The 19,291-nt window shown below is 71.6% G+C and carries 14 protein-coding genes; 10 read left to right on the top strand and 4 right to left on the bottom strand.

Going from position 1 to position 19,291, the window contains the following annotated elements:
- Positions 1 to 43: 43 nt before the first annotated feature.
- On the bottom strand, positions 44 to 1,453 hold the full coding sequence (locus tag ACIBQ1_RS11140; protein ID WP_397276452.1) for a PLP-dependent aminotransferase family protein: 1,410 nt from the start codon (positions 1,451 to 1,453) through the stop codon (positions 44 to 46).
- A 68-nt stretch (positions 1,454 to 1,521) separates the two neighbouring features.
- Here ACIBQ1_RS11140 and ACIBQ1_RS11135 point away from each other — a divergent pair, with 68 nt between their 5' ends.
- Positions 1,522 to 2,400, top strand: a complete 879-nt coding sequence (locus ACIBQ1_RS11135) for a DMT family transporter (protein WP_397276450.1) — start codon at positions 1,522 to 1,524, stop codon at positions 2,398 to 2,400.
- 26 nt (positions 2,401 to 2,426) lie between these two features.
- On the top strand, positions 2,427 to 4,079 hold the full coding sequence (locus ACIBQ1_RS11130; protein ID WP_397276448.1) for a fumarate hydratase: 1,653 nt from the start codon (positions 2,427 to 2,429) through the stop codon (positions 4,077 to 4,079).
- Between the two features lie 374 nt (positions 4,080 to 4,453).
- Here the strand turns inward: ACIBQ1_RS11130 and ACIBQ1_RS11125 are convergent, their stop codons facing one another.
- Positions 4,454 to 4,642, bottom strand: coding sequence for a DUF5999 family protein (locus tag ACIBQ1_RS11125; protein WP_185068558.1), 189 nt, complete (start codon positions 4,640 to 4,642; stop codon positions 4,454 to 4,456).
- Positions 4,643 to 5,409: 767 nt separating this feature from the next.
- Here ACIBQ1_RS11125 and ACIBQ1_RS11120 point away from each other — a divergent pair.
- The 3 genes from ACIBQ1_RS11120 to ACIBQ1_RS11110 are packed head-to-tail and all read left to right on the top strand — an operon-like array spanning position 5,410 to position 9,718.
- A complete protein-coding gene (locus ACIBQ1_RS11120; RefSeq protein ID WP_397276446.1) occupies positions 5,410 to 6,519 on the top strand; it encodes a serine/threonine-protein kinase in 1,110 nt (369 codons plus the stop codon).
- Between the two features lie 35 nt (positions 6,520 to 6,554).
- Positions 6,555 to 8,285, top strand: a complete 1,731-nt coding sequence (locus tag ACIBQ1_RS11115; protein WP_397276444.1) for a protein kinase — start codon at positions 6,555 to 6,557, stop codon at positions 8,283 to 8,285.
- Positions 8,286 to 8,329: 44 nt separating this feature from the next.
- A complete protein-coding gene (locus tag ACIBQ1_RS11110; RefSeq protein ID WP_397276442.1) occupies positions 8,330 to 9,718 on the top strand; it encodes a class II fumarate hydratase in 1,389 nt (462 codons plus the stop codon).
- Here ACIBQ1_RS11110 and trpD read toward each other — a convergent pair.
- The gene (gene trpD / locus ACIBQ1_RS11105; RefSeq protein WP_397276440.1) at positions 9,712 to 10,764 is read right to left on the bottom strand and encodes an anthranilate phosphoribosyltransferase; all 1,053 of its coding nucleotides are present in this window, start codon (positions 10,762 to 10,764) and stop codon (positions 9,712 to 9,714) included. The genes ACIBQ1_RS11110 and trpD overlap by 7 nt on opposite strands.
- A 238-nt stretch (positions 10,765 to 11,002) precedes the next feature.
- Between trpD and ACIBQ1_RS11100 the strand changes: the two genes are divergently transcribed.
- The 5 genes from ACIBQ1_RS11100 (at position 11,003) to ACIBQ1_RS11080 (ending at position 17,238) form a co-directional block, all read left to right on the top strand.
- Positions 11,003 to 11,755 (top strand): 3-hydroxybutyrate dehydrogenase, encoded by a 753-nt coding sequence (locus ACIBQ1_RS11100; RefSeq protein WP_397276438.1) that lies wholly within the window; start codon positions 11,003 to 11,005, stop codon positions 11,753 to 11,755.
- A 114-nt stretch (positions 11,756 to 11,869) separates the two neighbouring features.
- Positions 11,870 to 13,765 carry a helix-turn-helix domain-containing protein gene (locus ACIBQ1_RS11095; protein WP_397276437.1) on the top strand — a complete coding sequence of 632 codons (1,896 nt, stop codon included), beginning with the start codon at positions 11,870 to 11,872 and terminating at the stop codon, positions 13,763 to 13,765.
- 55 nt (positions 13,766 to 13,820) lie between these two features.
- Complete coding sequence (locus tag ACIBQ1_RS11090; RefSeq protein ID WP_397276435.1) at positions 13,821 to 15,095, top strand: MFS transporter; 1,275 nt, start codon at positions 13,821 to 13,823, stop codon at positions 15,093 to 15,095.
- Positions 15,092 to 16,093, top strand: a complete 1,002-nt coding sequence (locus ACIBQ1_RS11085; protein ID WP_397276433.1) for an alpha/beta fold hydrolase — start codon at positions 15,092 to 15,094, stop codon at positions 16,091 to 16,093. The genes ACIBQ1_RS11090 and ACIBQ1_RS11085 overlap by 4 nt, the downstream gene beginning before the upstream one ends.
- Entirely contained in the window at positions 16,093 to 17,238 is a 1,146-nt protein-coding gene (locus ACIBQ1_RS11080) for an alpha/beta hydrolase family protein (protein ID WP_397276431.1), read from the top strand. Before ACIBQ1_RS11085 ends, ACIBQ1_RS11080 begins: the two co-directional genes overlap by 1 nt.
- Here the strand turns inward: ACIBQ1_RS11080 and ACIBQ1_RS11075 are convergent.
- A complete protein-coding gene (locus ACIBQ1_RS11075; RefSeq protein WP_397276430.1) occupies positions 17,228 to 19,225 on the bottom strand; it encodes a glycosyltransferase family 2 protein in 1,998 nt (665 codons plus the stop codon). The genes ACIBQ1_RS11080 and ACIBQ1_RS11075 overlap by 11 nt on opposite strands.
- Between the last annotated feature and the right edge of the window lie 66 nt (positions 19,226 to 19,291).

Here is a 19,291-nt window from a genome sequence, read left to right as displayed (position 1 = left end):
CTCCAATCCGGATCAGGCTTTCTTTCTAGCGAGCCCTTCTCCCTCAGTCAACGTTTTGTCCTGACATTCTGACCTTCAAGCCCCGTATGGCGTCCAGCGCCTTGTGCGCCGGCAGCCGCGAGAACCCCACCACCACGGCCGCCGCCCCCGCCGACTCGCGCATCGGCGCCACGGGCTCGGTGGACAGGCCGACCTCCTGCGCGACGTGCGCGGTCACGAGCTCGTCCCAGCCGTCCGGCAGCTCCAGGTACACGTGCAGGCCCGCCTCGATGCCCCTGACCCGCGCCTCGGGCAGCTCCTGGGCCAGCGCCCTGACCAGGGCGTCCCTGCGGCGGCGGTATTCGCGGCGCATCCTGCGCAGGTGCTTGTCGTAGCCGCCGGTACGCAGGAAGTGCGCCAGCGCGTACTGCTCGATGACCGGCGAGCCCAGGTCCAGCTCGCCCCGCGCCCGCCGGACGGCCTCCGCCAGGTCGGGAGGCGCCGCCACCCAGCCGAGCCGCAGCCCCGGCGCCAGGGCCTTGCTGACGCTGCCCGAGAGGACCACGCGGCCGGGGGCCAAGCCCTGGAGGCAGCCGACGGGGTCGCGGTCGAAGCGGAACTCGGCGTCGTAGTCGTCCTCCAGGATCACCCGGTTGCCCGCGTACGCCCACTCCATGAGGGCGGCCCGGCGCGGCGGCGAGAGCACCACGCCGGTCGGGTACTGGTGCGCCGGGGTGACCAGGACGGCGTCGCCGCTCAGCTTCCGCACGTCCAGGCCCTCCTCGTCCACGGGCACCGGCACCAGGTGCGCGCCCGCGCGCCTCAGCAGCGGGACCTGCCGCTGGCTCGTCGGGTCCTCGACGGCGAGCCGGAGCGGGCGCTGCCGGCTCAGCACGTGCAGCACCAGGCTGAGGCCCTGCGCCACGCCGCCGACGATGACGAGGTTCTCGGGGCGGACGTCCGCCGCCCTGACCCGCCGGAGGTAGCCGGCCAGCTCTTCTCGCAGCTCAGGCACCCCGCCAGGGTCCCCGTAATCGAAGGCTTCCGAGGGTACGGTGGTCAGGACGTGCCTGACGGCGGCGAGCCAGCGCTCGCGGGGGAAGTGGCTGAGGTCAGGAGAGGTGGGGCGATGACCGTAGTACGGCGGGGCGCACACGGGGGCGCTCGACGCGCGGCGCACCGGCTTGGGCCGGGGAGACGGCTTCTGCCGCGGGGCGGCCCGCGGCGTGGTCTTGGGGGCGACCTGGGTGCCGACGCCCACCCTGGACACCAGGAAGCCCTCGGCGACGAGCTGCTCGTACGCCTCCACCACCACGCCCCTGGAGACCTGAAGGTCGGTGGCGAGGTCGCGGGTGGCGGGAAGGCGGGTGCCGGGCGCCAGCCGGCCGCCCCTGATGGAGTCGCGCAGCTCGGAGGCGATCTGCCCGGCGATTCCCCCCTTATCGCGATTTATCTGGATATGGAGGTCAGCCATATTGGTCCTGTCTTCCGGCGGGACATTGGACTGTTTGCGCGAACCATTGTCTCCCTAGCATCCTTCGCATGAGAAACGGCATCGTGGGTGCGGCCTCGGCCATGTTCCTCGTCGGGACGCTGGCCGGGGTGTCGGGACTGGTGGACGGCTATCCCATATACGGCGGACAGGCCGTCCGGTATCTCGTGGCGTCGGTCATCCTGCTTGTCATAACGCGAGCGCTCGGCCTGCGGTTCGTCCGCCTCACGCCGCGTGAGCTGCTCTGCCTCGCCGGGCTCACCATGTTCGGCCTGGTCATCTTCAACGTCTGCGTGATCGAGTCGACCAGCGCCGCCGGACCGGCCCTGGTCGGGACCGTGCTCGGCACCGTGCCGCTGGCCCTCGCGCTGGCCGGCGGGCGGCCCGCGCCGCGGCTGCTGGCCGGGGCCTGCGTGGTGGTGGCCGGGGCGACGCTGGCCACGGGGCTCGGCAGCGGCAACCTGACCGGCCTGCTCTGGGCGCTGGGCGCGCTCGTGGGCGAGGTGTGCTTCTCCATGCTGGCCATCCCGCTGCTGCCGCGGCTGGGGGCGATCCGGGTGTCGGCGTACTCGACGGCGCTGGCCGTGCCGCTGCTGGGCGTGGTCGGGCTGGCGTACGAGGGCGCCGGGATGTTCCGGCCGCCGACGTGGTCGGAGACGCTCGGGTTCGCGTACCTGGCGATCGTGGTCACCGTGGTGGCGTTCTTCCTCTGGTACAGCTCGCTGCCCAAGCTGGGCCCCGGCCGGGCCGGGCTCTTCGCCGGGATCATCCCGGTGGGCGCCATCGTGACGGGGGCGGTGCTCGGGGTGGCGATGCCGTCCACGTACGACCTGCTGGGCGCGGGGCTGGTGATCGCCGGCATCCTGATCGGCCTGACCGCCGGACGGTCGCGGGCGGTCTCCGAAGTGGGCTCTCCCGGAGGCGCGTAATCTCTTGGGGGACCGAAAGGATGGACATGGGCGAGTTCGACTACACCGACCTGCTGCCGCTGGGAGCCGATGAGACCGAATATCGGTTGATCACCTCGGAGGGGGTGCGGAAGGTCGAGGCGGCCGGGCGTACGTTCCTCGAGGTCGAGCCGGAGGCGCTGCGGCTGCTGACCGAGACGGCCATCCACGACATCTCCCACTTCCTGCGCGCCTCGCACCTCGCCCAGCTCCGGAAGATCGTCGACGATCCCGAGTCGAGCGGCAACGACCGCTTCGTGGCGCTCGACCTGCTCAAGAACGCCTCCATCTCCGCCGGCGGTGTCCTGCCCATGTGCCAGGACACCGGCACCGCGATCGTCATGGGCAAGCGCGGGCGTCACGTGCTGACCGACGGGCTCGACTCCGAGCACATCTCGCGGGGCGTGTACGACGCGTACACCAAGCTCAACCTGCGTTACTCGCAGATGGCCCCCCTGAACATGTGGGACGAGAAGAACACCGGCAACAACCTCCCCGCCCAGATCGAGCTGTACGCCGAGGACCCGCACGGTCACCCGGACGAGTACAAGCTGCTGTTCATGGCCAAGGGCGGCGGCTCGGCGAACAAGTCGTTCCTGTACCAGGAGACCAAGGCTGTGCTCAACGAGAAGCGCATGATGGCCTTCCTGGAGGAGAAGATCCGCTCGCTCGGCACCGCGGCCTGTCCGCCGTACCACCTGGCCGTGGTGGTGGGCGGCACCTCCGCCGAGTACGCGCTGAAGACCGCCAAGTACGCCAGCGCGCGCTACCTCGACTCGATCCCCACGGAGGGGTCGGCGTCCGGGCACGGCTTCCGCGACCTGGAGATGGAGGCCAAGGTCTTCGAGCTGACGCAGAAGCTGGGGATCGGGGCGCAGTTCGGCGGCAAGTACTTCTGCCACGACGTACGCGTCATCCGCCTGCCCCGGCACGGGGCCTCCTGCCCGGTGGCCATCGCGGTCTCCTGCTCGGCCGACCGCCAGGCGCTGGCCAAGATCACCCCTGAGGGCGTCTTCCTGGAGAAGCTGGAGACGGACCCGGCGCGTTTCCTCCCGGAGACGACGGACGAGCACCTCTCCGACGACGTCGTCCAGATCAACCTCAACCGCCCCATGCCCGAGATCCTCGCCGAGCTCACCAAATATCCCGTCAAGACCCGCCTCTCCCTCACCGGCCCCCTCGTGGTCGCCCGCGACATCGCCCACGCCAAGATCGCCGAACTGCTGGACAACGGCGGCGAGATGCCCCAGTACCTGAAAGACCACGCCGTCTACTACGCCGGACCGGCCAAGACCCCGTCCGGGTACGCCTCGGGCTCCTTCGGGCCGACGACCGCCGGGCGGATGGACTCGTACGTGGAGCGCTTCCAGGCTGCGGGCGGCTCCATGGTCATGCTGGCCAAGGGCAACCGGTCGAAGCAGGTCACGGAGGCCTGCCTGCAGCACGGCGGCTTCTACCTCGGCTCCATCGGCGGGCCTGCGGCGCGGCTGGCGCAGGACTGCATCAAGAAGGTCGAGGTGCTGGAGTATCCGGAGCTGGGGATGGAGGCGGTGTGGAAGATCGAGGTCGTGGACTTCCCTGCGTTCATCGTGGTGGACGACAAGGGCGACGACTTCTTCACCGACCGCACCGGCCCCGTCCTGACGATCGGCCGCCGCTGACCCCCGGCTCGCGAGCCTCGGACGCGATAGCGCTCGGGATGCGGTGGCGCCTCGGAAGTCGCGGCGTCCGGGATGGCACGGGCGTTCCGGGGCCCGGGGTCCCTGAAGACAATGCCGCCCTGAAGGCGGTGGCGCTCCGGAGGTGGCGTGCTCGGCGAGGCGGCCGGCGAGCCGAACACGGGCCGGGCCGGATCAGGCGAGTGGCCTCGTGCCGGTGGATGCCGGGGACGGGTGGGTGGTGGTCGCGTTGCCGGGGATCGGGCGCGACGGGTCTGGCGCGGGCGTCATCATGGCCTCGGCCGCCACGGATCGCGGCGGACCCGGGGCCGGCAGGCCGGGAGGGACGGCGCGGCCGTCTCCTCGGGCATGCCGGCTCAGGCGGCCACCGGGGCCCGGTGCGGCGCCACGACGGTGCCGTCGGGCAGCAGCAGGCCGGTGTCCTCGAACAGCACGACGCCGTTGCAGAGCAGGCTCCAACCCTGGTCAGGGTGGGCGGCGATCACGTGCGACGCCTCACGGTCGGGTGAATCGGCACTCGGGCAAGCGGGGTAGTGACTGCACATCGCGCACCTCTCAGATTGCGCTCCTGATTCCTGACTTTCAAAAGGGCAGCTTGCGCCCCGAGGGCGTACGAAGATCCAGAGGGGTCTCGCTCGGTTTCCTGGGCCTGGTGCGAACCTGGGTCTGGCGCATCTTCATCACGTCCTTCAACTGCCTGTCGTTAGTGGTGGGGCCTCGGTGTTCGTCCTCATTCTGACGCTCGGCACCGACACTTTGCGGGCCTGTGGGAGAACTCCGTCTCTCATGCCGGTACCATGCCCCCGCCCCCTTACGGCACCCTTACAACTCACTGACAGGGCGCCTCAGTTCCCGTCCGTCAGCCTGCCGTACACCTGAAAGTCCCCTGCCTTGCATCATGCACATTTATCGTCGACGCGAGTGTGCCGCACGACACACTTGGCCGCCTAGCTGCGCAAACACGTTCAAGAAAGCCAGTGCGGGAGGCCCGTGCGGGCCGTGGGTAAGGCCGTCGGTCAGGCGGGACCAATCTGACTCCCGCGACACTGCCAAGAGAAGGCCTGGCCGCCCTCGGCGGCGACCGGCCGCCGCCGAGGGCGGTGGAGGGTTCCGAACCGACGGCAAGACAGCTACTCTCAGTGGCGCAACATGCGCCCGCACCGTGTCGAGAAACTGAGGGGCCTCATCAACTGCGCCGATGTGGCCAGGACGTTTGCTGACGTGACGAGTCAGGCGGGTTGACTTAAGTTCGCAACAATTTATCGGCCGCGCCTCTACTGGTCGGTTTACACAAATAGGTAAGCTGCCTGCCATGCGTGCGCCCTCCGGTTACCTACTCGCCGCGCGCTACCGGCTTGTGGAGCCAGTCGGACGCGGCGGCATGGGCACCGTTTGGCGGGCACATGACGAGTTGCTGGACCGCGACGTGGCGGTCAAGGAAGTGCGCCTGCCGAACGTGCTCGACGAGGAGCTGCGCGCCGAGCTGTGCGCGCGCACCGAGCGCGAGGGCCGGGCGACCGCGATGGTCGCGCACCCGTCGGTCATCACCGTCTTCGACGTGGTCACCGAGGACGATCGGCCGTGGATCGTGATGGAGCTGCTCCGGGCCAAGTCCCTGGAGCAGCTCATCCAGGAGCAGGGACCGCTCCACCCGCGCAGGGCCGCCGAGATCGGCCGGCAGATCCTCGGGGCGCTGCGCGCCGTGCACGCCAAGGGGATCCTCCACCGCGACGTCAAGCCGAGCAACGTGCTGGTGACCGAGGACCGCGCGGTGCTCACCGACTTCGGTCTGGCCGCACTCGAAGGTGACGTTTCCATCACCCAGGCGGGCATCGTCCTGGGGTCCGCGGGATACATCGCTCCAGAGCGGGTGCTGGGCTCGAAGGCCAGCCCCGCGGGCGATCTGTGGTCGCTCGGCGCGACCCTCTACACCGCCGTCGAGGGCAGGGGTCTGCACGGGCGCCGTACGGCCGCCGCCGCGCTCGCGGCGCTCACCAGCGGCGAGCCGATCCCGATGACCAAGGCCGGGCCGCTGGCCCCCGTGCTTGACGCGCTGCTCAGGATCGACCCCGCGACCAGGCTCGACTCCGTCCGCGCCTCGCTCATGCTGGCCAGGGTCGCCGCCGGGGGCTCGGCCGAGGAGCCGCTGGCCCCGCGCAAGCCCGTACGCACCGGGCCGGCCATCAACCCGCCGTCTTTCACACGCAGGCCCGCGCATCGCGGGCTCCACAGGGCGGACGTCTCCACGACAGCGCTGTCTGTCCCGGTGCCCCGGCAGGAGCGCAAATCCGGTGAGGGCGTGCACAGGAAGCGCGTCGAACCGCGGCCGACGCCGTCCGCTTATGCCCGTTTCAAAGCGACGGTGATAAAGTTGTGCCTTCCTCGGCGGTTCTGGCCAAGAGAACTTCGCAAGCGAGGGTAAAGCACTTCCCAAGCGAGAATCGATATCTTCTTCTCATGCCGGAACAGCAGACACGCCTGCTCGCGGAGCGCTACGAGCTCATAGCCCCGCTCGGCCGGGGCACGATGGGCACGGTGTGGCGCGCCCGTGACCGCGCGCTCGGGCGCGAGGTGGCGGTCAAGGAAATCCGCCAGGACCAGGGGCTCACCGAGGAACAGCGGGCCGAGCTGCGCGAACGCATGGTGCGCGAGGGCCGCATCGCCGCGCGGATCAACCACCCGTCGGTGGCGTCCATCCACGACGTGCTGATCCAGGACGACAGCCCGTGGATCATCATGGAGCTCATCGAGGCCCGATCGCTGGAGCAGGTGATCGACGAGGAGGGGCCGCTGCCGCCACGGCTCGTGGCGGAGATCGGCGTGGACCTGCTCGGGGCGCTGCGCGCCGCGCACGCCCAGGGGATCACCCACCGCGACGTCAAGCCGGGCAACGTGCTCATCACGGAGAGCGGGCGGGTGGTGCTGACGGACTTCGGCATCGCCAAGGCCGAGGGCGACTCGCGACTGACGAAAACGGGCATGGTGATCGGGTCACCCGGCTACACCGCCCCGGAACGTGCCAGGGGCGAGTACACCGGCCCCGAGTCGGACGTCTGGTCGCTCGGCGCGACGCTCTACTTCGCCGTCGAGGGGCGCCCGGCGTACGAACGGGCTACGATCGCGGAGACGCTGGCGGCGCTGCTCACCGAGAGCGCCGACCCGCCGACGCAGGCGGGGCAGCTGCGGCCCGTGCTGAACGGGCTGCTGAACAAGGACTACCGGCAGCGGCTCAACGCTGCCAAGGCGGAGACCCTGCTGCGCATGGTCGCCGACACCCCGACGAGCGACATGCCGGCGATCACGGCTGAGGCTCTCATGGCGCAGGAGGCCGCATTGTCCGACCCGTTCGCCGCCCAGAAGAACTCAGCCCAGCAGAACCCAGCGCAGAAGAACCCAGCCCAGCAGAGCCCGGTCCCGAAGAACCCGGCTCAGCAGAGTCCGGCCCAGACGAATCCCGCGCAGACGAATCCCGCGCAGAAGGCCCCGGCGCCTCGGGCCGCGCCGTACGGGGCCGGAGGCGCGGGCGCACCCGGAGGTCAGGCGCCCTGGGGCCCCGGCCCTGCCGGACCGGGCCAGGGGCCTGGCGCCCAGGCGCCCAGAGGGCCCGTGGGCCCGCCGCCCGGCGCGCCCGGCGGCCCGGGTCAGGGGCCCGCGTCGGGGCCGCACGGCCCGATGAGGGCTCCGGGCTCGCCCACCGTGCCCCACAGCGCCGCCCCCCACAACGCCAGGCCCCAGCGCCAGCCGCAGAGCGGCCCCCAGGCACCCGGGTCCTCCCCCGACAAGGGGTTCGACCCCGAGCGGACGGTCAGCGTCCAGCGCCCCAAAGGCCCGTTCCCCCCGGCCCCTGAGCAGAGCAGGCCGCCGCAGGGGCCTGGCGACGAGGGCGCGGTCGTCACCACGCGCATCCAGCTCCCGCCCGCGCCGGGCCAGCAGGTCTACCCGCCCACCACGCCGCCCGCGGGCCGGCAGCCCGCCCCCCAGCAGCCGCCGGCCATGCAGCAGCAGCCCCCGTCAGGGGCTCAGCAGGGCCCGCAGCAGGGCAAGGGCCTGGGCACCGACCTGTTCGCCATCGCCGGGCAGCCGGAGCAGCCCGCGGGCAACCGCAACGGCATGCTGGTGCTCATGGCGGTGGCCGCCGCGGCGGCCGTGGTGATCGCCGTGCTCATCGTGGCGCTCCTGTCCAGCTGACCCGCGCCGCGGCCATCGGGCGGCCGTGGGTCAGACTGGAAGTCATGAGCGAGTTCAGAATCGAGCATGACTCGATGGGCGAGGTACGCGTGCCCTCAGGCGCCAGATGGCGCGCGCAGACCCAGCGGGCTGTGGAGAATTTCCCGGTTTCGGGACGCCCTCTTGAGCCGTCCCACATCGCCGCGCTCGGCCTGATCAAGGCGGTGGCCGCCGAGGTGAACGGCGAGCTGGGCGTGATCGACAAGGACCTGGCGGAGGCCATCGCCCAGGCGGCGGCCGACGTCGCCGAGAACGAGCACGACGCCCATTTCCCGATCGACGTCTTCCAGACCGGCTCGGGCACCTCGTCCAACATGAACGCCAACGAGGTGATCGCGACGCTGGCCGAGGAGCGCCTCGGCCGTCCCGTGCATCCGAACGACCACGTGAACGCCTCCCAGTCGTCCAACGACGTCTTCCCGACCTCGATCCACGTGGCGGCGGCGACGGAGGTGACGTTCCACCTGCTGCCCTCGCTCAGGCACCTGGCGGCGGCGCTGCGGGAGAAGGCGATCGAGTTCGACGGGGTGGTGAAGTCGGGGCGCACCCACCTGATGGACGCGACCCCGGTGACGCTCGGCCAGGAGTTCGGCGGGTACGCCACCCAGGTCGAGAACGGCGCCCTGCGCGTCGCGGCGGGCCTTGAGCGCGTGCTGGAGCTGCCCCTGGGCGGCACGGCCGTGGGCACCGGCATCAACACCCCGCCGGGCTTCGCGCAGGCCGCCATCGCCAAGCTGATCGAGGCCACCGGCATCCCGTTCGTCGAGGCCAGGGACCACTTCGAGGCCCAGGGCGCGCAGGACTCGATCGTCGAGCTGTCGGGCCAGCTCAAGGTGGTGGCCGTCGCGCTCACCAAGATCTCCAACGACCTCCGTTGGATGGGCTCGGGCCCGCGCGCCGGGCTGGGCGAGATCAACCTGCCCGACCTGCAGCCCGGCTCCTCCATCATGCCCGGCAAGGTCAACCCGGTGATCCCCGAGGCCACGACCATGGTCGCGGCCCAGGTCATCGGGAACGACGCGGCGATCACGTTCGCCGGCGCGTCCGGCAACTTCGAGCTGAACGTGCAGCTGCCGGTCATCGCGCGCAACATCCTGGAGTCGATCAGGCTGCTGGCGAACGTGTCGCGGCTGCTCGCCGACCGCTGCGTCGCCGGCATCACGGCGAACGTGGAGCGCCTGCGCGAGTACGCCGAGTCGTCCCCGTCGATCGTCACCCCGCTGAACAGGTACGTCGGCTACGAGGAGGCCGCGAAGATCGCCAAGCAGGCCCTGGCCGAGCGCAAGACCATCCGCGAGGTGGTCGTCGAGCGCGGCCACGTGGCCGACGGCACGCTGACCGAGGCCCAGCTCGACGCCGCGCTCGACGTCCTGTCGATGACCCGGCCCTACTGATCGGCTGACGCCTGGGCCTGCGTGGCGTGCGCCCACAGGGTGAGCAGGGACAGCGCGGCGCCGGAGTCGACCGCCTCGGCGGCCCGCTTGTAAGCGATGCTCAGGGCGGGAGTGAGCTCGGGCGCGGGCGGGGCGCCTTCGGCGGCCACCACGGCGGCGGCCGCGTTGAGCAGCACGATGTCCCGCACCGGGCCCCGCTCGCCCGCGAGCACGGCGCGCGCCACGCCCGCGTTGTGCCGGGCGTCGCCGCCGAGCAGGTCGTCCGGGCGCGCCCGCGGGATCGACAGGTCGGCCGGGTCGAAGGCGGTGGGCGTGACCTTGCCCCGGCGTACGACCCAGATCGTGGAGGGGCCCGTGGTGGTGAGCTCGTCGAGCCCGTCGTCGCCCCTGAAGACCAGCGAGGAGCAGCCGCGCTGGGCCAGCACGCCCGCGATGACCGGCGCCATGCCCTGATGGAAGACGCCGACCGCCTGGGCGGGCGGCAGGGCCGGGTTGGTGAGCGGGCCCAGGAAGTTGAAGACCGTGGGCACCCCCAGCTCGCGGCGCGGCCCCGCGGTGCGTCTCAGCCCGGAGTTGAACGTCGGCGCGAAGCAGAACGTGATCCCGACCTCGTCCGCGACCCGGACCACCTTGGCCGGCGGCAGGTCGATGACCACGCCGAGCTCTTCCAGCACGTCCGCCGCGCCCGCCTGCGAGGAGGCGGCCCGGCCGCCGTGCTTGACGACCTTGACGCCCGCCGCGGCGGCGACGACGGCGGCCATGGTGGAGATGTTCACGGTGTTGGCGCGGTCGCCGCCGGTGCCGACCAGGTCCACGGGGTCGCCGGAGACCCTGATCGCGGCCGACCTCATGAGCATGCCGTCGGCGAGCCCGGACACCTCGGCCACGCTCTCGCCCTTGGCCCGGAGCGCGATAGCGAACGCGGCGATCTGCGCGTCCGTGGCCGCCTCACCGATGATCTGCTCCATGGCCCACTTGGCCTGGAGCGAGGTGAGCGAGCCGCCGCCGAGCAGCGTGGTGAGCAGTGCGGGCCAGGTGGTGGTCATGGTGAGCGCCCCTTTCGTCAGTGCTCGACGGGGGCGCGTACGACATGCGAGCGGCCGCCTCGTCGAGGCGGCCGGTGCGTATGCGCTGGGAGGTCCGCCTAGGAGGCGGGCCACCACTGGGACAAATACGCGGTCATGGGGTCAACATAGCAGACACGCGTGATCCACATAGATCATCACGGATCTATGTAGCCCGCACCCATGCGTCGGGGCGCGGCAACCGCCTAGGGTTCGGGGTATGGCGAAGGAGCTGACGGGGCGGACCGCGCTTGTGACGGGGGCGGGGGGCGGCATCGGGGCGGCCTGCGCCCGGCGCCTGGCCGCCGAGGGGGCGAAGGTGCTGGTCGTCGACCTGCGGGCCGAGCCGGCCGAGAAGGTGGCCGCCGAGATCGGCGGCGTGGCCGTGGCGGCCGATCTGAGCGATCCCGGGTTCGCGGCGGCGCTGCCCGACGAGCCGGTCGACATCGTGGTGAACAACGCCGGGTTCCAGCACGTCTCCCCGATCGAGGAGTTCCCGCCCGAGGTGTTCTCGGCGATGCTGCGGGTGATGGTCGAGGCGCCGTTCCTGATCGCGCGGAAGGTGCTGCCCGGCATGTACGCCAGGGGCTGGGGGCGGTTCGTGAACATCTCGTCCGTGCACGGGCTGCGTGCCTCGCCGTTCAAGTCGGCGTACACGACGGCCAAGCACGGGCTGGAGGGCTTCTCCAAGGTCGTCGCGCTCGAAGGGGCGCCGCACGGGGTCACCTCCACCTGCGTCTGCCCCGCCTACGTGCGGACGGGCCTGGTCGAGGCGCAGATCGCCGACCAGGCTAAAGTGCACGGCATCGAGCCGGACGAGGTCGTCGAGAACATCATGCTGCAGCCCGCCGCGATCAAGCGGCTGATCGAGCCCGAGGAGGTGGCCGAGCTGGTCGCCTATCTCTGCGGCCCCGCCGGGGCGTTCATCACCGGCGTATCCCTCCCGATGGACGGCGGCTGGACGGCGCACTAGTGATGCGAGGGAGCGCCGTCGCCTGGACTGAGGAGCGGCGGGAGCGCAGCGACCAGAGCGACGAGGGAAGGCGACGGCTCCAAGGCGACCGAGCCCGCCGAACGGAGTGAGGCCATGAGCACGCAGTTCCTTGAGTTGCTGGCCAGGGAGGCGTCGGCGGTCGAGTTCGAGAGGCCGATCATCGAGGCCCGCGCTCGGGGTGCCGACCCGGCCACGATCGAGGAGCTGGAGCAGGCCAAGGTCGAGGCGCTCAAGGTGCGTGACCTGCTCAAGCGGCGCGCCAGGCGCGAGGCCGAGCTGTCGGCCCTGTACGACACGGCCGGCGACCTGGCCGCGCTGCGCGACCTCGACGCCGTGCTGGAGGCCATCGTGCACCGGGCCAGGCAGCTGCTGGCCACCGACGTCGCGTACATGACGCTGCACGACCCCGAGCAGGGCGACACGTACATGCGGGTCACCGACGGGTCGATCTCGGCCAAGTTCAGGGCGTTGCGGCTGGCCATGGGGGCGGGGCTGGGCGGCCTGGTCGCGCAGACGGCCACGCCGTACTCGACGGCCGACTACTTCGCCGACTCCAGGTTCCGGCACAAGAACCACATCGACGAGGCCGTCAAGGAGGAGGGCCTGGTCGCGATCCTGGGCGTGCCGCTGCGGCTGGGCCAGCGGGTGATCGGCGTGCTGATGGCGGCCAACCGCAGCGCCCGGCCGTTCCACCAGGAGGAGGTGTCGCTGCTGGCCAGCCTGGCCGCGCACGCCGCCGTCGCGATCGACAACGCCAGGCTGCTGCAGGAGACCAGGAACGCGCTGGAGGAGCTCTCCCAGGCCCACAGGACCGCCAGGGCGCACGGCGAGGCCGTGGAGCGGGCCGCGCTGGCCCACGACAGGATGACCTCGCTGGTGCTGCGCGGCGGCGGGATCGAGGACGTGGCGGCCGTGGTGACCGACGTGCTCGGCGGCTCGCTGGCCGTGCTCGACGACCTGGGCCGGCCGCTCACGGGTGACGTGGGCGAGCTCGCGGAGCTCGACTCCGGGGTGTTCGAGTCGGCGCAGGCGTCCAGGGCGCTGGGGCGTACCGTGCGGAGGGGCGACCTGCGGATCGCGTCGGTGGACGTCGGCGGGGAGCCGCTGTGCACGCTCATCCTGCGCAGCGACGACGCCGACGAGCGCATCCTGGAGCGGGCGGCGCTGGTGTGCGCGCTGCTGCTGCTGTTCCGCAGGAGCGTGGCGGAGGCCGAGGGGCGGGTCAGGGGCGAGCTGCTCGACGACCTGATCTCCCGGCCCGGCTCCCCCGGCCTGGCCGACCGGGCCCGGCGGCTGGGCGTCGATCTGTCGGCGCCGCACGTCGTGGTCGTGGTGCGGCACGAGGGCCAGCGGGAACGGGCCGCGTTCTGGGCCTCGTCGCAGGCCACGCTGCGACACGGGCTCGCGGCCGGGCGGGCGGGCGAGGTTGTGCTGCTGCTGCCGGGCCACAACGCGGGCGGCGTCGCGCAGCGCGTCGCCGCCGAGCTGAGCGCGTCGCTGCACGTGCCGGCCACGGCGGGCGCGTCGAAGGTCTGCCTCCCGGGCGCGACCGCCCGGCCTCCGGAGGGCGACGCCTCTGGGGCGGGTGACGTGGCGGCGGCGTACCAGGAGGCGCGCAGGTGCGCCGAGGCGCTGATCGCGCTCGGACGGGTGGGTGACGGCGCCAGCGCGGCCGAGCTGGGGTTCGTCGGGCTGCTCGTCGGCGACGGCCGCGACGTGCGCGGCTTCGTCGGCCGGGTGCTCGGCGCCGTGATCGACTACGACGCCCGCAGGGGCACCGCGCTGTCCGACACGATGGCCGCCTACTTCGGCTCGGGCGGCTCGCCCTCCCGTACGGCCGAGGTCATGCACATCCACGTCAACACCGTCACGCAGCGGCTCGACCGGATCGGCAAGCTGCTCGGCGACGGCTGGCTGGAGCCGGAGCGCGCCCTGGAGATCCAGCTCGCGCTCCGCCTGCATCGACTCGGCCACACATCCACCCCATAGACTGTGGGCCCCGGCCCCATATAAGTGACGCCGGTCACTCCTTACCGTGACCGGCATGGCCACTTCCATCAAGAAGATCGTCGCCGCCAGCCTGATCGGCACCACCATCGAGTGGTACGACTTCTTCCTGTACGGCTCGGCAGCCGCCCTCGTGTTCAACAAGCTCTTCTTCCCCGAGTCCGACCCGCTCACCGGCACGCTGCTGGCGTTCCTCACCTATGCCGTCGGATTCGTCGCCCGCCCGCTCGGCGGCCTGGTCTTCGGCCACTTCGGCGACCGGGTCGGCCGCAAGACGCTGCTGGTCGTCAGCCTGCTGACGATGGGCGCGGCCACGTTCCTGATCGGCTGCCTGCCGACGTACGAGACCCTGGGCCCGTCCGCGGCGCTGCTGCTGACCGCGCTGCGGCTCGTGCAGGGCTTCGCCCTCGGCGGCGAGTGGGGCGGCGCGGTGCTGATCGTCTCCGAGCACGGCGACACGGCCCGCCGCGGCTTCTGGGCCTCCTGGCCACAGGCCGGCGCCCCCGGCGGGAACCTGCTGGCCACCGGCGTGCTGGCGGCCCTGGCCGCCTGGCAGTCGGACGAAGCGTTCCTGGCGTGGGGCTGGCGGGTGCCGTTCCTGCTGTCGGGCGTGCTGGTGCTGATCGGCCTGTGGATCCGCCTGACGATCACCGAGTCGCCGGTGTTCCAGCAGGCGCCGCCGGAGAAGGCGCCGCCCATCGTGGGCGTGCTGCGGCACCACTGGAAGGACGTGCTCACCGCGATCGGCGCGCGCCTCGCGGAGAACATCTCCTTCTACCTGCTCACCGTCTTCGTCATCACGTACGCCAAGTCAGTCAAGATCGACAACTCCACCGTGCTGACCGCGGTGCTGATCGCCTCGGCCATCCACTTCGTCACGATCCCGATCTGGGGCGCGCTGTCCGACCGGATCGGCCGCCGCCCGATCTACCTGGCGGGGGCCGCCGGCATCGGAGTGTGGATCTTCGCGTTCTTCCCGCTCGTGGACACCGGCAACTTCCTGGTGATCACCCTCGCCATCACCGTCGGCCTGCTCTTCCACGGCATGATGTACGGCCCGCAGGCGGCCTTCTTCTCCGAGCTCTTCGGCACGAGGATGCGCTACACCGGCGTCTCGATCGGCGCGCAGCTCTCGGCGATCGTGGCCGGCGCGCTGGCCCCGATCATCGCGGTCGCGCTGCTGAAGTCCTACTCGAGCAGCCTGCCCATCTCGGTCTACCTTGGTCTGGCCGCGCTGCTCACCCTGGGCGCGGTCTACGCGGCCCGCGAGACCCAGGGCCGCGACCTGGCCGAGAGGATCCACGCGCGATGAAGGTCACCACGCCCAGGCTCACCCAGAACGTCCTGACCGTCGAGGGCAGGGACACCGGCGAGCCCGTGCTGTTCGTGCACGGCAACGTCTCCTCCGCCGCCTTCTGGCGCGACAGCATGGCGGCGCTGCCCGGCGGCTACCGCCCGCTCGCGGTCGACCTGCGCGGGTTCGGCGAGAGCGACCCCGCGCCCGTGGACGCCACGAGGGGCCTGCGCGACTGGTCCGACGACGTGATCGAGCTGGTCGAGGCGCTGGGCCTGGACGGGGTGCACCTGGTCGGCTGGAGCCTGGGCGGCGGCATCGTGCTGCAGGTCCTGCGCGACCGGCCGGCCGCCGTCCGGAGCGTCACCCTGGTCAACCCGGTCTCCCCGTACGGCTTCGGCGGCACCGAGGGCCCGGACGGCCGCCTCACGCACCCCGACGGCGCGGGAGCGGGCGCCGGCGCCGCCAATCCCGACTTCGTGGCCAGGCTCAAGGCGGGCGACATGTCGGACGAGTCCCCCACGTCGCCGCGCAGCGTCCTCCGCTCCGCGTACGTCAAGCACCCCGACCTCCCCGACGAGGACTTCTACGTACGCTCGATGCTCACCACCCACGTGGGCGAGGCCAACTACCCGGGCGACGCCGCCGGCTCGGCCGCCTGGCCCGGCACGGCCCCCGGCAAGCACGGCGTGCTCAACGCCATCGCCCCCACCAACTTCCGCCTGGACGACCTCCACGAGATCGACCCGAAGCCGCCCGTCCTGTGGATCAGGGGCGCCGACGACGTGATCGTCTCCGACACGTCGCTCTTCGACCTGGCCCACCTGGGCGCGCTCGGCGTCGTGCCCGGCTCCCCCGGCACCCCGGCTCAGCCCATGGTGACCCAGACCAGGGCCGTGCTGGAGCGCTACGGCCCCTACCGCGAGGCCGTCGTCGACGACTGCGGGCACAGCCCGCACCTGGAGCACCCCGAGGAGTTCCAGCGCCTGCTGACCGCCCATCTCGGGGGGTCGTGATGTTGGTCGCGCTCACCTTGGTCGCGAGCCTGCTCACCCCGGTCCCGCAGCTCACGGTGCCGGGCGCGGAGCGGACCCTGGCGGCCACGCTGGACGACCTGACCACGGCGGGCACGACGAAGACGGGCCACACCGACCCGGCCGACTGGGCCGGGCTGCACTCGGCCGCCACGGTCAACCCGACGGGCGTGCCCGGCATCCAGATCGACGGCTACTTCCCCGACACCTCCACCACCAACGCCACGCACGGCTGGAACCACGACTCCCAGTTCGTGATCAGGCTCCCAGAACGCTGGAACGGCGGCCTGGTCATCAGCGGCACCCCCGGCAACAGGGAGCAGTACGCCAACGACTACACGATCTCCGACTGGGTGCTGGCCAAGGGTTACGCGTTCGCCTCGACCGACAAGGGCAACGTCGGCGTGAACTTCCACGAGGACGGCCGCGAGCCCGGCGACGCCATCGCCGAGTGGAACGACCGCGTCACCCAGCTCACCGTGGCCGCCAAGGCCGTCGTCAGGCAGCGGTACGGCAAGAAGCCCCGGCGCACGTTCGTGGCGGGCATCTCCAACGGCGGCTATCTGGTCAGATGGCAGCTGGAGAACCGCGGCCGGCTCTACGACGGCGGCGTCGACTGGGAGGGCACGCTCTGGCGGGTCAAGGGCGACAACCTGCTGAACTTCCTGCCGCCCGCGCTGAAGGCGTACCCGGACGAGGCGGGGGTGCGGGCGGCCGGGTTCGCGGCGGGCTCGGAGTTCCTGTGGCCGTTCCACCGGCAGTACTACTGGGAGCTCACCCAGCAGCTCTACCAGAAGGAGCTGGACCCGTCCTACCAGGGCGCGGCGGCCGACTACGACTACGACCGGCGCAGGCCCTACGCGGCCGTGGCGAAGATCGCGCTGACCGGCCGGATCACCAAGCCGCTGATCACGATCCACGGGACGCTCGACACGCTGCTGCCGATCTCCCGCGACTCCGACGTCTACGCGAAGATGGTCGGCCCGCACCGGCCCTTCCGCTACCACCGCGTCGAGGGCGGCAACCACCTGGACAGCTTGGTGGACGCCTATCCCGACAAGCTGAAGCCCATGCTCCCGGCCTTCAGGAGCGCCTTCGAGGAGCTGGAGGGCTGGGTCAGTCCTTGAGGTAGCGGTGCCTGCCCGCGCGCGCCAGGCGCACCATGTGGCGCACGCCGGGCAGTCGCCTGCCGATCCGGTGCAGGATGGTGTCCCGGCCCATGGGCGAGCGCCGCCCCGGGTCGACCGCGGCGGCGGGCCGTACCTCGATCTTGCCCCTGCGCATCTCCAGCGCGAACCTGAGCCCGATCTCCTCCTCCGACGTGCGCAGCGACGTCAGCCAGGCGCCGGGGCCGAGCTGGTCGGGCGGCGGCATCAGGCGCTTGACCGGCACCTTGGCCACGAGCTGCCCCGCGAGCCGGCCGGGCACCCCGGCCTCGACCAGCGCGGGCGCGCACACCTCACGGCCACGCCGCCGGGTGCTGCGCAGCACCAGCTCCAGCGGCGGCCCGCCGCTCGGCGGCACGTACGGCACCGGCAGCACGACGTACACGTGCCCGTCGAGCTGCTTGACCTCCACCCCGCGCGACACCAGGGCGATCGACTCGGAGAACGAGCGCGGCTCGACGGCCAGGCCCAGCTCGCCGTGGTCGGTCCAGCAGGGCACCACCAGCCGCATCCTGGGGCGCTGGGCCAGCACGCCCAGGCAGTTGAGCGGGCCCGCCGAGCTGCCGACCCGGCTCCTGGCCTGGTTGGCGCCGCCGAACATGCGTACGTGCACCTCCCACTGGCCCGGCTTGAGCGGCTCGCCGACCGCGGCGCTGGTCACGTCCAGCTTGGCCTCGCCCCTGATCTGGACCCTGATCCGGCGGCGGCCGTCCTGGATGCGCTCCACGTGCTGGGTCATCGGCAGGAAGTGGATCACGCCCGTCTCGGTGTGGCGCACGTACAGCTCGACGCGGGCCCGCTCGACCGCTTCGGTGACGTCGGTGGCGCTCTCGTCCAGGGCCTTGGTCTCCAGCGAGCGCGGCGGGATCCAGTGCAGGCGCTCGCCCTCCTCCCGGTACCTGTCGGGCGTGCCGTCGCCCGCCAGGACCTCCACGGTCAGCGCGAGCACGAGCACGTGGGCGTCCCAGCGCATCTCGGTCAGGTCGGCGCGGAGCCCGGCGCGCTTGGAGGAGTTCGACAGGAGCACGATCTGGTCCAGGCGGCCCGTGCGCACGTACGCGGCCACCACGCGCAGCTGGACGGGCAGGTGGCGGTCCAGCCGATCCGGGAAGCGCTCCTCAATCAGCTCCTGCACCACCCGGAAGTGCAGGCCCCGGTCCACCGACGAGTCGGCGAACCTGGCGGTCAGCAGCGGGCGCAGCACGGCGTACCGGAACCAGTGGGCGTACATGCGGTCGCGCTGGCGGCCCTCGCCCACGCAGGCGTCGATGTCGGTGAGCAGCTCGTTCAGCTCTTTCACCAGCGCCCGCGGCTCGTCCTCGGCCCACGGCCGGTCGCCGAGGTGGCAGCAGACGTGCTCGGCCAGCACGGCGATGACCTTGGCGTGCAGGTAGGCCCGCATCACGAACGCCTGCTCGGCCATCCTGCCGCCGGGCACGGTGAAGCCCAGCTCGTGCTCCTCCAGGAAGGCGCGGCGGTAGAGCTGCTGGGGCAGGAGCAGGTGGAGCAGGCGGTCGCGCAGGATGTCGGCGCGGGCCGTGCCGCGCTCGAAGGCGACCATCGGCGGGCCGAAGTCGCGGATCAGGCGGCCGATCAGCACGTCGGCGTCGGTCTCCAGGGCGCGCTCGTGCATGCGGGCGGCCGCGTCCTTCTCCAGGCGGTCACCCTGGTCGAGGAAGTAGACGTAGTCGCCGGTGGCGGTGGCCAGGCCCACGTTGCGGCCGCGCATGGGCGTGCCCGTGTGCGGCAGGTGCAGCACGCTCACGTTGTCACGGGTCGCGGCGATCGTGTCCAGGCGTTCGCCGATTCCGTCCGTGGAGCCGTCGTCCACGAAGATCACTTCGTACTCGTCCGGGGGCATCGTCTGCTCCAGGGCGGAGCGGATGCACGCGTCGGCGGTGGCCCCTGGATTGTGGACATTGACGATCACACTGACCTTCACACCCATGCGGCCAGAGTGGGCCCGTATGCACCTTCGGGCGCGGCGGCTTGCCGATTAGAGAGGGAAAGTTGA

It is taken from the genome of Nonomuraea sp. NPDC050153, from assembly GCF_044460125.1.
Taxonomy (GTDB): Bacteria; Actinomycetota; Actinomycetes; order Streptosporangiales; family Streptosporangiaceae; genus Nonomuraea.
This window is presented reverse-complemented; position numbering and strand designations above follow the sequence as displayed.